The sequence below is a fragment of the Chryseobacterium sp. CG10_8 genome (genome assembly GCF_058117085.1).
In genome coordinates this window covers 53,219-67,088 of record NZ_JBYVEB010000006.1, presented here as the reverse complement: position 1 = coordinate 67,088, position 13,870 = coordinate 53,219, and the positions used below count along the sequence as shown (strand labels likewise).

Genomic DNA, 13,870 nt, shown 5'->3' with positions numbered 1-13,870 from the left:
CTAATCCACAAAAACTACCTCCAATGACAAGTATTATTACACCAACAATCATTCTCAATTGACCAGAATTTTTCGTAGCTTCATCAGTTGCTTTTCTTTGCTTGACAAACCCAGAAAAAATAAGCCAAAAAACAAAAACCCAAAATAAAATTGTTAACAGAATTAGAAAAATAATCATTGCTTCCATTTGAAAAAAAATTAATGCATTGCTCCTAAACTCATGTTCGAAAAGCATAGCCCAAAACCAATAACACACGTTATTACACAGATAATCATAACAATCAGAGCTTTGATTCGATATTCTTTACTGAAAATCAGCACTAATAAAGCTACAAAAAATATAAATACTGAAGCTATTTCAAGGAAAATTCCAAGTTCAACTAAATTATCACTGCTCATCTTTTAATCTCTTAGTTCTTTGATTTTTCCATCGCGATAGAACAAATTCATGGTTTCAAAAGGAATTAATTTGTTCTTTTTGCTCACAATATGAACACATGATTTCTTCACTGCTCTTACATCGAAATCATAAGCGTCCATAAAATTCATGATGATAATTCGGAAGAGATTAGAATAGTCTAATGAATCCGATTTCACCCTTGGAAGACAACACATCAAATCATTAAACTCACTTTCTGCACAATCCACCGAAATTCCGGTGCTGAAAAGGTTAATGAGATGGTCTTTAATTCTATCGTCGTGTTCGTAAACAATCGTATTTCTGGAATTATTTAATAGATCTTCGGGACTTACAAATCTCGTCATTGGAACAATTTCGTGTCCGTTGATGATGGTTTTTTCTTGATTTTCAGTTTCGTCAGATGGAACTTTCAGCGCATAAGCCATGCAAAGTGCATCCGGATTACACGGAACTGGAATTAAATCTGCACCTTCAAAAACAGGCGATTGTTCCAAAATTTTTCTACGAACTTCAGTCAACGTAATTCTATCTTTTTCTGAATTAAAATTATCCGTTCTTCCCGCAACCTGAGTTGGTTGAAACGTAACTCCTCTCACACATTTTTGCGCTAAAGCATAATCTAAAATTTTACCAATTTCGTGGTCATTTAAACCTTTTTGAAGCGTAATCACCAATGTTGTTGAAAGATTGAATTCATTCAGATGTTCAATCGCTTTTCGGCGAACTTCCGTTAAATCTTCGCCTCTTAATTGTTTTAAAACTTCGGGTTCGAAGCTGTCAAATTGAAGATAAATCTCAAAATCAGGCATATAAGATGCTAATTTTCGAACAAATTCTCGGTCTTTGGCGATTCGGATTCCGTTGGTATTGAGCATCAAATGCTTGATCGGTTTTGACTTCGCTAGATCCAAAATTTCAAAAAATTGTGGATGAACGGTTGGTTCACCGCCAGAAATTTGAACAACATCTGGTTCTCCTTCATTCGCAACAATGGTATCAAACATTTTATTGATTTCTTCCAACGTGTGATGGTTCCCATAATTAGGAGCCGAACTTGCGTAACACGTTGGACAGATCAAATTACAACGATCGGTTACCTCAACAATTGAAAGACACGAATGTTGTTCGTGATCTGTACACAATCCGCAATCGTAAGGACATCCAAAATGCACTTTCGTGTTGAATTTCATTGGCATTTCGGACTGTTTATTGTAGTTTCGGATTTGCTTGTAATATTCAACATCATCGGCAATCATCACTTCGGATTCGCCATGTGTTTTGCAATATTTTAGCATCCAAACTTTATCATCTCGGAAAACAATTTTGGTGTCAATCGTTTCCAAACATTCTGGACAAAGGCTTTTGGTGTAATCGTAGTAAATATAGGGGCGTGTTTTGTGCATTTTTTTTATTTAAAATATCCGAAATTCAATCCAAAGATACTTCCTCCTTGCAATAAAATTATGATTATGCTGAAAGAAAACAACAATGTAGCGCAAAAAACTATTGTTGCACTTTTACGATATTTTTTTAATGAAATTAAAACAAAAAATGAGAAAACCAGTAAAAATAAAGTTGCATAAAAAATTAACTCAGGGCTTTCCATTTTCTAACGTTTTTTGTAGAGAATTTTGTTTCTTAACAGCCAAATTTGACCATTGGTTCCAAATAAAATATCTTCTATTCCTCCTCTTTCTGGTTCTTTCAACAGTTCTTCTTTTGTTTCTTTATCCAACCAAGAAAATTCGAATTCTTTTTTTGAAGTCCCGAGAGTTGCAATTTCTGCGTGACTTAAAATATCCCTTATTTCTTCCATTGTCTCCACATCAAATTCTAAATTTGCTTCCAGAAAATCATCTGATGGACCAGGGATTCTTCCTGCAGAATTGTCGATATATAAATAATAATAATCTACTCTAACTGGTTGATATTCTTTAAAATGAATAACCTTAGAAAGTTTATCAATGTCGGTAGAATAAATGTGAGTCCTATTTTTTTCTGTAATAATACTGTCTTTGTCGGTAACTTCAATCTTTTTCTCTATTGCTTTGTTTTCAATCTCTTTTGGTTGTGCCTTCTTACAGCCTAATAGGACGAGGGCCGTTACGAAAATGGTGATGATAATTAATTCTATTCTCATTTTATTTGAGTTAAAACTGAATTCCAGTGCTGTGTGCTCATAAAAATTAAAGTTACCCACACTCTTACCTTAATGAACCCGAAGAGCACATACTAAATCCTATAGATAATAAAACAGCGGCTACAATAAGGATAACTAAAAGCAGACCTCCAAAAGTGCCAGCAAAAACAGGTAGAGTAAGTCTTTTCTTCCCTAAAATTAAGGTTATGACGTATGACATAATAAGTACGGTAATCAAAAACGCTGTAATAACCACAGTAAAAAAATTAGTCATAGCATTCTTTTAAAAAATTTCCAGTAATAAATGTAAATAAAAATTGTACACCATTGGATAATGGTAAGTCCCAAAAATATCTCATAATGAGGCTTCAAAAACTCCATCAAAAACCGAAATCCAAAATACAATAACATAAAAATGATAAAGGAATCTCCATTCCTGTAATTCTTATACTTGTGCTTCAAAAGCCATCTGAAAAAGAAAAACAAGACAAAAAGGAAAGTCATTTCGTACAACATCACTGGATGTCGCATTTTGCCATCTCCTAAATCCATTCCAAGAAAAGAGCTGGTTTCGATTCCGAAAGTTGGTTCAAAAACACCCATCGAAAAACATCCAATTCTTCCAATAAACAAGGCAAAAATAATAGGTAGAACATACATGTCTCCCGAAGATTGCTTCTCTCCGATGAGTTTTTTGATGCCTTCAACACCCAATAATCCCCCTAAAAAACCTCCTAAAACGGTTTTGTTGCCATAGAACTGCAACCATGAAAAATTTTGGTAAAAATCTTTTATTTCAAATGACGCAATCAACCTCGAACCCAACAAAGCGCCAATCATTGCTCCCAACAATATCCACAATCGATTGATGTTAGAAATGGTGTCATTAGACCTTCTTCTCAAAAAATAGTAATACCGGATTCCTAGGAAGAAGGCGAGGACCTCAAGTATGAGATGCCAATAAATTTTCTGTCCAGAAATTTCAAAATAAAAAGGGAAATTCATCAGTTGGCATCAAATGCTTCGAAAGCATTCTCTAAATGGGTGATTTGTAGCTTTCCCATTACATCGGGAAGCACAGAAATAATGTCGAATCTGACTTCTTTGGTCTCGCTGCGTTGTCTTAGAAATTCATCTGTTGCAGTTACAATAAGTTTTATTTTTCTCTTGTTAACGGCTTCCTGTGGCTCCAAAAACAAATCCGTATTTCTTGCTTTGACTTCAACAATGATGATTTGGTCTTCAAACTCGGCGATGATGTCAATTTCAGCTTTTTGAAAACGGAAGTTTCTTGTGATGATTTTATAGTTTTTCTTGACTAAAAAATCGACCGCCAAATCTTCTGCTTGTTTCCCGAAATCGTTGTGATCTGCCATTTTTATAAGTGATCAATGATGAGTGATAAGCAATTAACTACTAAAATCTACCTCAACATTATTCTCAATCTTCATCTTTACATTTCCGCCAATAATCAAAGGTCGATTGTCAAAAATATGTCCGTTTGGAAAGCCAAATAGAGTAGGGAAGGAGTACTTCTTGAGACGTTCAGAAATCAATTGATAAGCAAATTCATCAAAAGATTCTTCATAATTTTTGTTTTCTTTTTCATCGCCCATATTCGTCATTCCTCCAATAATTAGCCCTTTAATTTTTCTAAAAACTCCTGCCAAATCAAGGCTCATGAGCATTCGGTCTAGAGCATAAAAATTCTCGCCAATATCTTCGATAAAAAGGATTTTATCTTTGAAATTAAAAGAATAATTGGTTCCCAAAAGCGCATAAATCAAAGCTAAATTTCCACCAACCAATTCGCCTTCAGTTATTCCATTTTTATTGAAAGAATTCTTTTCGATGAAATATTTTGGTTTTTTACCTTTCAGAATTTCAAAAATACCTTCATATCCTTCCTCTGATACACCAAAACTTGCGGTCTTAATCGTCTGTCCATGAATGGACGCAAATCCGTTTTTCAACAAATAACTTTGGATTACCGTGTTGTCAGAGTAGCCAATATACCATTTCGGACTCCTTCTAAATTCTGAAAGTTTCAGATGACGAAGCAAGTGTTGACAGCCGTAACCACCTCTCGACGCCCAAATCGCTTTAATCTCTTGGTCATTAAACGCCCAATTAAGATCAGAAATTCGTTCCTTTTCCGTCCCTGAGTAATTGTATCCGTTAGAAAATTTCCCCAACGCAAATTGGCCCAAAACAGGCTCGTATCCTTTAGTCTCAATTAGGCTGATGGTTTTTTCTAAACTTGATTTTTCAACAAATCCAGCAGGGGAGATGATGGCAATTTTGTCACCCTTTTTTAAGGATGTCGGTATCATAACTTCTTTCATAAGAATTAGTCTCTTTGTTCTTGATGTTCGGCTTCTTGAAGCCTTTTATCGAAGGTGTTATATTTTGCGTAACTCTGCAAAAAAATGAAAATACTAAAAACTATCAGTATCACACCTACACTATTTCTGATAACATTAGCAACTCGCTGATTTAGTTTATCATGAAACTGCTTTGCCAAGAATATTTTTAATAAATCGATAAAAAGATAGGTCGCAATCATTATTGCGATATAGAGTACAAATTTTTCGATATCAGGATATTGATTTCTGACCGAAATAACTGTCACCAGCCAAAAAAGAACCACTCCAATATTTAATAAATTGAGGAAAAAACCATTGATAAAGGTCTTGAAATAGTTTTGATTAATCAATTTGGACTCTCCTTCTATGTGCATTTTGGTTTTGGAGACAATCATAAAAACGCCATAGATCAGAATAATTAAAGCAGTAATCCGATAAAAACCAGGATGTTTATCAATAATCTCAACTAAATCTTTACTTGCAAAATAGGCTGCAACTATACAAACCAAATCCGCAGAAATAACACCAAAATCAAGCGCAAGAGCATGCTTTGGTCCCCTTAGGAAACTGGTCTCGATCAACAGGAAGAATATTGGTCCAATAAAAACCAAACTCAACATTAGACCAAGTCCTATCGCAGAAAAGATTAGCTCTATCATGTTTTTATTTTCTATTCAAATGTAAGGTTCTCGCGAGAAAATTCATAATTTTTTAGAACTTTTAACCCAAAAAAGCCGTTCTCGGTAGTCAGTATAACAATATCTCTTTTAAATTTGTGATCATAATTTAGAAAAGTTCTTATCAATGGATAGTTATTGTAAGTGTTATTTTCTAAAATAATCTGAGAAGGATATCCTTTCTTTGTGTAAGGACTATTATCTGTCATAATATGAAATCTGAAATTATACTTCTCAATCTTCGGGGAATCAGAAAAGTAATAATTAATCATAAAAAAAAGGCTAAAAATAGAAGGTAACAAAATCCAGTAATAATCAAACCAAAGGAACATTAACCTCCATTCTTTTTCAATCTTTTGATAAAGTAAGTAACCTATAATGGTATAAACAATTATCATCAAAAAAAGATTTCCTCCTGTAATAAAGGTATTAAGAACTACATATAAAAAGATGTAAATATTTGAAAAAAAAACTACTGCTCTTATGATATCGAAAAACCTCGTCCACATTGCTAATCAATAATTTTGAAATCCAATTGTTTACGAACCAAATTGGCTTTGGTAACTTTGATTTTGATGTTATCACCAAGTTGATATTGTTTGCCATGACGAGTGCCAAATACCGCATGACTCTTCGCATCATACATATAAGAATCGTCGGTCAAATCTCGTAATTTGATAAGACCTTCTGCTCCGTTTTCAGGAATCTGAACCCAAAAACCAAACTCAGCAACTCCAGAAATAACTCCTTGGAATTCTTCTCCCAAATGTTTTTCCATGAATTTGACTTGCATAAATTTGATAGAATCTCTTTCGGCATCTGCAGCTAAACGTTCCATCGAAGAACAATGCTTACATTTTTCTTCATATTCTGGTTTGTTTGGTGATTTTCCTTTATCCAAATAGTGCTGTAAAAGACGATGTGCAATTAAATCAGGATATCGACGAATAGGAGAGGTGAAGTGCGAATAATACTCGAATCCTAATCCATAATGTCCAATTGGGTCTGTGGAATATACTGCTTTACTCATGCTTCGCATTGCGAGAGTTTCAATCATATTTTCTTCTCCTTTTCCTTTGACATCATGCAAAAGCTGGTTCATACTTTCCGCCACTTTTTTGGAATTAGCAAGATTCATTTTGTACCCGAATGTGGAAACAAAATCTCTCAATGCCTCCAATTTTGTTGGGTCCGGGTCATCGTGAACACGATAAATAAAAGTATTATCCGTAGGTTCTCCTTTACGATTCAATGAAATATATTCTGAAACTTTTCGGTTCGCCAAAAGCATAAATTCTTCAATCAAGTGATTGGAGTCTTTGCTCATCTTGAAATATACTCCGATTGGTTCGTTATTTTCATCCAAATTGAATCTCACTTCGCTTCTATCAAAGGTAATAGCGCCCTTGTCAATCCTTTTAGCTCTGAGAATCTTTGCCAATCGGTCGAGAACTAATATTTCTTCAGCTAAATCGCCTTCTTTGGTTTCAATTCTTTCCTGAGCTTCTTCGTAAGTGAATCGTCTGTCAGAATGGATTACCGTTCTCCCAAACCATTGATTGAGGACTTCAGCTTTATCATTCAATTCAAAAACTGCAGAAAATGTGTACTTATCTTCATGAGGACGAAGACTACAGACATCATTACTCAATACTTCTGGAAGCATCGGAACCACGCGATCTACAAGATATACAGACGTTGCCCTGTCATATGCTTCATCATCCAATAAAGTCCCTGGAACAACATAGTGCGAAACATCCGCAATATGGACTCCAACTTCCCAATTTCCGTTTTCTAATTTTCTTAAAGATAAAGCATCATCAAAGTCTTTTGCGTCTTTTGGGTCGATGGTAAAAGTCAATATTCCACGCATATCCCAACGCTTCTTAACCTCAGAATCATGGATATTTCGATCAATTTCTTCAGCTTCTTTTTCTACTTCTTCAGGAAAAGTGTAGGGGAGACCATATTCTGCAAGGATGGAGTGGATTTCTGTCTCATGTTCACCTGGCGCACCCAAAACTTTCAGAATTTCACCTTCAGGATTTTTATCTTCTGGTCTCCAATCGATGATTTTGACCAAGACTTTTTCGCCATCTTTGGCATCTCTCAGGTTTCTTTTTTTGACAAAAATATCGGTGTTGATTTGCTTTTTATCACAAACGACGAATCCAAAGTCCTTGTGTTTTACCAATTCCAAAGTACCAACAAATTCTTCTCTGTTTCTTTCTAATACTTCCAGAACAGAACCTTCTAATTTCTTTCCTTTGAAATGATAAGTTACGATTAAGACTTTGTCGCCTTGCAAGGCATCTTTAACATTCTTAGAATGGATAAATATATCGTCATCTATGCCATCAACATTGACATAAGCATTACCAGAATGGTTGAAGTCTATAATTCCTGTAAGCGTACCTTCGATTTTGAGATTAATGATATACTTGTTATTTTCTACTTCTTTGATGCTATCTTCCGCACGCAGCATATGTAAAGCTTGTATAACTTGCTCTCTTTGGCGTGGGTTTTTGTAATCTATTCCATCCGAAATCTGCTTATAATTATAGATTTTGGACGAATTCTGTTGCATAAATTTCAGGATTAATCTTCCTATTTCCCTTAATTTACCATTATTTTTATTTGATATAAATTTTGATTTTTTCTTTGACATTTTAATTTAATTTTTTTTCTACATTTTAGTTTATTTTTTCCTTTTCGTAAAGGATAAAACAAATCAATCAACAACACATTTTATTGAAATTATCTAATTTCATTGTTTTTGTACAGAGATATTTATCCTGCATAAAATTACAACAAATATGGAGAAGTGGGAGAGAAAACCTTTTTGACGATTTGGTTAAAAGGTTGTGGAGAAGTATAGATGAGTAAAATCTACGATACAAAGATAAGAAATAAAAAATAAATAAGGCTTGTAAACAGATTTACAAGCCTTTATGTGTTTAGCAAAAACTAATTTTTGAGACTCTTCCTTCGTGCCTTCCTCCTTCAAAATCGGTACTTAGAAATTTTTCTACAATTTCCAGAGCCAATTCTTTAGCAATAAATCTTGCAGGAATAGCGACCATATTACAATTATTATGTTGTCTTGCAAGCGAAGCCAACTCAGGCATCCAACAAAGCGCACATCTAATTTTTTGATGTTTATTAGCAGCTAATTGAACTCCTTGACCACTTCCACAAACCAAAATTCCCAATTGATTAACACCTTCTTCTACAGAAGTAGCAGCTGGATGAACGTAATCAGGATAATCTACAGAATCTGGAGCATTGGTTCCAAAGTCTTCTATCTCATACTTTTTGGACAATTCAGCCTTTAAAAACTCTTTGTATTCGTAACCAGCATGGTCGCAAGCAATAGCAATTTTCATTTTGTAATTTATATTAGGGTTTGCTACAAATTTACACCATATTGACCTAATCACATTTTTATCCACAAGATAATTTTGAAATCATTCTATTTTAATTTTTTAAAAGGTTGATAACCAAGGTTAAAATTTGAAGGTGGAAACCATAAATATTTGACCTACCATCAATTAACATTTTATTAATATCAAGTGAGAATAATGCTTGTAGAAGGTGTGGAAAACAATGTGAGTTTTCCCGCTCATTATCCGATTGATTTGTCCATTGCAGTTTTTTACTCAATCATGCAAGTTTTTTTTCAATGTATTTTTCTGGGTCTTCTTGTTAAGTTTTCCATATTGAAATAGCTAATAATTTAACATAATAATAATTGTTAATAATTGTGGAAAACTATCATATATCGCTGTTTTTCAGCTGAATTTCTTATGGATTAAATATGGATTACTACAAAGTAAAATGTGGCAAAGTAATTTGAAAAACTTTTCCCCAAAATTCACAACACACAACATTATACAACATCATTATTTATTTATTTATAAAAAAGAAAGATGATTAATGTTGGTTGTAGGTTTGGGATTTTTTGAACTCGAATTTAATTTTGTTTCGGGGATTAAGTGTAAATTTGTACCACAAAAAATAATTCACTTATTCATATGAAAACTATAAAGAATCACAATTTCAAAGACCAAAAAGTTTTAGTGCGTGTTGACTTCAATGTTCCTCAAAATGAAGCATTGGAAGTTACGGATAATACAAGAATTGTAGCTGCAAAACCTACTATCGATAAGATTATCGAGGATGGAGGTTCTGTGATTATTATGACTCACCTTGGAAGACCAAAAGGGAAAGTTAGTGAGCAATTTTCTCTTAAAAATGTTCTTTCTGAAATTGAGAAAGTGTTAGGAAAAACAGTAATTTTCAGCACAGATTGTATTGGAGATGATGCTAAAGCTAAGGCTGCGGCTTTGAAGCCTGGAGAAGTTTTGTTGTTAGAGAATCTACGTTTTCACGATGAAGAAGAGAAAGGTGATGTAGAATTTGCTAAAAGTCTTGCTCAGTTAGGTGATGCATATGTTAACGATGCTTTTGGTACAGCTCATAGAAAGCATGCTTCTACAGCTGTTATTGCCGAGTTTTTTCCTTCAACTAAATTTTTCGGTTTGTTGATGGAGAAGGAGTTGGAGGCTATTGATAAAGTACTTCGTTCTGGGGAGAAACCAGTTACTGCTATTTTAGGTGGTTCCAAAGTTTCAAGTAAAATAACCATTATTGAAAACATTTTGCCTGCTGTTGATAATTTGATTATTGGAGGAGGTATGTCCTTTACGTTTATTAAGGCTTTAGGAGGTCATATCGGTACTTCTATCGTTGAAGATGATAAAATGGACCTTGCGCTTTCTATCCTGGAAAAAGCGAAGGCTCAGAACGTTAATGTGTATCTACCTGTTGATGTTATTGCTGCAGATGATTTTGCTAATGACGCCGAGACTAAAGTTGTAAATATTTATGAGATTCCAGAAGGATGGCAAGGTTTGGACGCAGGTGTTAAGTCAAGAGAGATTTTCCATGATGTGATTATGAATTCTAAAACTATTCTTTGGAATGGTCCTGTCGGAGTTTTCGAGATGCCAACTTTTGCTAATGGAACAATTGCTCTTGGTGATAGTATTACAGAGGCAACTAAGTTGGGAGCTTTTTCTTTAGTTGGAGGTGGTGACAGTGTTGCTTTTGTAAAACAAAATGGTTATGCTGATAAAGTATCTTATGTTTCTACAGGAGGAGGTGCTATGTTGGAAAGTTTAGAAGGTTTAGAACTTCCAGGAGTTGCTGCAATTAATAATTAATATTTCTATTAATTTTTATAAATAAGAACGTCTCCAAAATTTGGAGACGTTTTTTTATTTTCTTATTTTTCGTTTGTCATTTTTTTGTAATCAATTTTTTTGTCAGAAAAATGATTTTTTTTGAAAATTGTGGTTTTTGTGCCGAAAATTGACTTTCAGAAACCTATTAAATTTTAAATATCTATATTTTTTCGAGTATATATATCAAACTGGAAAAATCGTTCGTTTTTGAGGCTTTAAAATTAGAAATCGCTCCAAGAACTCCTCCTTTAATCCAAAAAAGAGGATTTTTTTTGTATTTTTCACTCATGATGGAAATATAATAAGAGTCGAGTAGGAGAGGTTTGATTTTTTTGAGTTTCCATTTTTCTTTGTTCTCATTTTTCGAAAATAGATTTTTCATTCCATTTTGGGAGATATGAAAAATGTGTCGAGGGACATCGTAAGCGGCCCAGAATTCTTTGTAATATTTTGCATCGTAAGAATCATGATTCGGAATAGCAATAATTAGGATTCCTTGCTTCTTCAGTTTTCTATAAAATATTTCTAAAATTTCATCTTGATTTTCGATGTGTTCGAAGACATGCCATAGGGTAATTGCGTCCAGACTATCATCTTCTATTTCCTCAATATTGGAAATGAATTGAGTTTTGTTGGATTTGGATTTTGCAAAATTGCGTGCATCTTCGTTAGGTTCATAGCCAAAAGTTCTAACATCATTTTCTATAAATTTCAAGAACTCACCAGCACCACATCCATAGTCTAGTACTTTTGCGTTTTCAAAGAGTTCCTTAGAAAGGAGATTCCTTTTGTAGTTAAGATTAAATTTCTGAAAGAATTTATATATTTTTTCTTTTAAACTTTGGGAATCCTGGTGATGCGAAATATAATCGGTACTTTCGTAATACTTGGATATATTGGATGGGACTGGGGTGGTTTTTAAAACACCTTTTATTTCTGTTTCTTTTACTTCGAAGGTTTCCTGAGAAAGGAAATGATCTTTAATTTTCATGTTTTATTTTGATGTTTTTCAACAAGGACATGTTATCTTCAATGATTCTAATAAATCATTTTGATTTCATTTACTAACAAATTAACAATATCAATATTTATTATTATTTCTGCGTTTTTATAATGTTTCACGTGAAACATTCCACAAGTTATCCATAATTCTATCTACCTAAATAAATCAACAAAACATTGATATCGGCAGGGGAGACACCGCTAATTCTTGATGCTTGTGCTATGGTCTTTGGCAATACTTTCTGTAGTTTCTGTTTGGCTTCAGAGGAAAGAGAAGATATCTTAGAAAAGTCAAAATCTTCAGGAATCTTGATATTCTCCATACGCTGCAATTTAGCTACATTTTCTTTCTCTTTCTCAATATAACCTTTGTACTTAATGTTGATTTCAGCTTGTTCTATCACTTCTTCAGAGTAATTTTGAAGCTCAGTTCCTATCTCATCAACTGAAGAAAGTTTTTGAAGGTTGATGTTTGGTCTTGTTAGAAATTGTGACGCTTTATAAGCTTGATCTACTGGATTGCTTTCGTTTTCCTCAAGAATTGGATTAATTACTTTTGGTTTCAAAGATAATTCTCTAAGATAATTTTCCAGCTTGTCACTTTCCTCTATTTTCTTGTTAACTAATTCCAGTCTTTCATTTGATGCAAGGCCTATTTTGTTGCTTTTTTCTGTTAGTCGGATATCTGCGTTATCTTGTCTAAGAAGTAGTCTGTATTCTGCTCTTGAAGTAAACATTCGGTATGGTTCTTCCGTTCCTTTGGTGATTAAATCATCAATAAGAACACCTATATAAGCCTCATCTCTGCTAAGAACTAATTTTTCTTTTTCATGAACTTTAAGATGGGCATTAATTCCCGCCATTAAACCTTGTCCCGCAGCTTCTTCATATCCAGTTGTACCGTTGATTTGGCCAGCAAAGTACAGATTTTCAATGATTTTAGTTTCCAAAGTATGACTCAATTGTGTAGGAGGGAAGTAGTCGTATTCTATCGCATATCCAGGTCGAAAAACCTTGACGTTTTCTATTCCTGGAATCTTTTTCAATGCTTTAATCTGTATATCTTCTGGTAGAGATGAGCTAAATCCATTAAGGTAAATTTCAATGGTATCCCAACCCTCTGGTTCTACAAAGAGTTGATGGCGATTTCGCTCTGCAAAACGATTGATTTTATCCTCGATGCTTGGGCAATATCTTGGACCAGTACTTTGTATTGTACCATTAAACATTGGACTTCTATCAAAACCGGATCTTAAGATATCATGTACTTCTTCATTGGTATAAGTGATATAGCAGCTTTTTTGCTTTGTTATTTTTGGAGTATTTAAATAACTGAATTTCTGAGGATTAATATCACCAGATTGTTCTTCCATTTTGGAATAATCTAAGGATCTTCCGTCAATTCGAGGTGGTGTTCCGGTTTTCATTCTTCCAGCATCAAATCCTAAGTCAACCAATTGCTCTGTGATTCCAAAAGCTTTGGGTTCGCCCATTCTTCCTCCACCAAGTTGTTTGTCTCCAACATGGATAAGTCCATTAAGAAAAGTTCCGTTAGTTAGGACTACTGATTTTCCTTTGATTTCGATTCCAAGGGAGGTGATAACGCCTGTAACTTGATTATTTTCAATGATTAAGCTTTTAACCATATCTTGAAAAAAGTCTAAATTGGGTGTATTTTCAAGCGCTAATCTCCATTCGTTTGCGAAAAGCATTCGGTCATTCTGAGTTCTTGGTGACCACATAGCAGGGCCTTTGGAGAGATTAAGCATCTTGAATTGGATAGCAGATTTGTCAGCAATAATTCCGCTGTATCCTCCTAATGCGTCAATTTCTCTTACGATTTGGCCTTTTGCTATACCTCCCATTGCTGGATTGCAGCTCATTTTACCAATGGTTTCCATATTCATGGTGATAAGTATGGTTTTGGAACCCAAATTGGCAGCAGCAGCAGCAGCTTCGTTTCCTGCATGGCCAGCCCCTACAACGATAACGTCATATATTTCATTAATCATATTAAT

12 protein-coding genes are annotated in these 13,870 nt (G+C 34.0%); 1 reads left to right on the top strand and 11 read right to left on the bottom strand.

All coding sequences use genetic code 11. The annotated features are described in order from the left end of the window. Positions 1–402: 402 nt before the first annotated feature. From AC4AGG_RS02410 to rpiB, 9 genes are all read right to left on the bottom strand, one after another. Positions 403–1,824, bottom strand: a complete 1,422-nt coding sequence (locus AC4AGG_RS02410; protein WP_489770383.1) for a radical SAM protein — start codon at positions 1,822–1,824, stop codon at positions 403–405. Positions 1,825–2,030: 206 nt separating this feature from the next. Next, the gene (locus AC4AGG_RS02405; RefSeq protein ID WP_489770382.1) at positions 2,031–2,561 is read right to left on the bottom strand and encodes a hypothetical protein; all 531 of its coding nucleotides are present in this window, start codon (positions 2,559–2,561) and stop codon (positions 2,031–2,033) included. 270 nt (positions 2,562–2,831) lie between these two features. Then, positions 2,832–3,566, bottom strand: a complete 735-nt coding sequence (locus AC4AGG_RS02400) for a prolipoprotein diacylglyceryl transferase family protein (RefSeq protein WP_489770381.1) — start codon at positions 3,564–3,566, stop codon at positions 2,832–2,834. Further along, positions 3,566–3,937: a YraN family protein gene (locus tag AC4AGG_RS02395; protein WP_489770380.1), complete on the bottom strand. Its 372-nt coding sequence runs from the start codon at positions 3,935–3,937 to the stop codon at positions 3,566–3,568. The genes AC4AGG_RS02400 and AC4AGG_RS02395 overlap by 1 nt, the downstream gene beginning before the upstream one ends. A gap of 33 nt (positions 3,938–3,970) precedes the next feature. After that, on the bottom strand, positions 3,971–4,906 hold the full coding sequence (locus tag AC4AGG_RS02390; protein ID WP_489770379.1) for a S66 peptidase family protein: 936 nt from the start codon (positions 4,904–4,906) through the stop codon (positions 3,971–3,973). A 5-nt stretch (positions 4,907–4,911) separates the two neighbouring features. Beyond that, entirely contained in the window at positions 4,912–5,586 is a 675-nt protein-coding gene (locus AC4AGG_RS02385) for a LysE family translocator (RefSeq protein ID WP_489770378.1), read from the bottom strand. Between the two features lie 11 nt (positions 5,587–5,597). Next, on the bottom strand, positions 5,598–6,113 hold the full coding sequence (locus AC4AGG_RS02380) for a hypothetical protein (protein ID WP_489770377.1): 516 nt from the start codon (positions 6,111–6,113) through the stop codon (positions 5,598–5,600). Between the two features lie 2 nt (positions 6,114–6,115). Further along, the gene (gene rnr / locus AC4AGG_RS02375; protein ID WP_489770376.1) at positions 6,116–8,272 is read right to left on the bottom strand and encodes a ribonuclease R; all 2,157 of its coding nucleotides are present in this window, start codon (positions 8,270–8,272) and stop codon (positions 6,116–6,118) included. A gap of 289 nt (positions 8,273–8,561) precedes the next feature. After that, a complete protein-coding gene (gene rpiB / locus AC4AGG_RS02370; protein ID WP_489770375.1) occupies positions 8,562–8,990 on the bottom strand; it encodes a ribose 5-phosphate isomerase B in 429 nt (142 codons plus the stop codon). Positions 8,991–9,638: 648 nt separating this feature from the next. Between rpiB and AC4AGG_RS02365 the strand changes: the two genes are divergently transcribed. Continuing rightward, positions 9,639–10,829, top strand: a complete 1,191-nt coding sequence (locus AC4AGG_RS02365; RefSeq protein ID WP_489770374.1) for a phosphoglycerate kinase — start codon at positions 9,639–9,641, stop codon at positions 10,827–10,829. A 181-nt stretch (positions 10,830–11,010) separates the two neighbouring features. Here the strand turns inward: AC4AGG_RS02365 and AC4AGG_RS02360 are convergent, their stop codons facing one another. Further along, positions 11,011–11,841, bottom strand: coding sequence for a class I SAM-dependent methyltransferase (locus AC4AGG_RS02360; protein WP_489770373.1), 831 nt, complete (start codon positions 11,839–11,841; stop codon positions 11,011–11,013). Positions 11,842–12,001: 160 nt separating this feature from the next. Next, complete coding sequence (mnmG, locus tag AC4AGG_RS02355) at positions 12,002–13,864, bottom strand: tRNA uridine-5-carboxymethylaminomethyl(34) synthesis enzyme MnmG (RefSeq protein WP_489770372.1); 1,863 nt, start codon at positions 13,862–13,864, stop codon at positions 12,002–12,004. Positions 13,865–13,870: the final 6 nt, after the last annotated feature.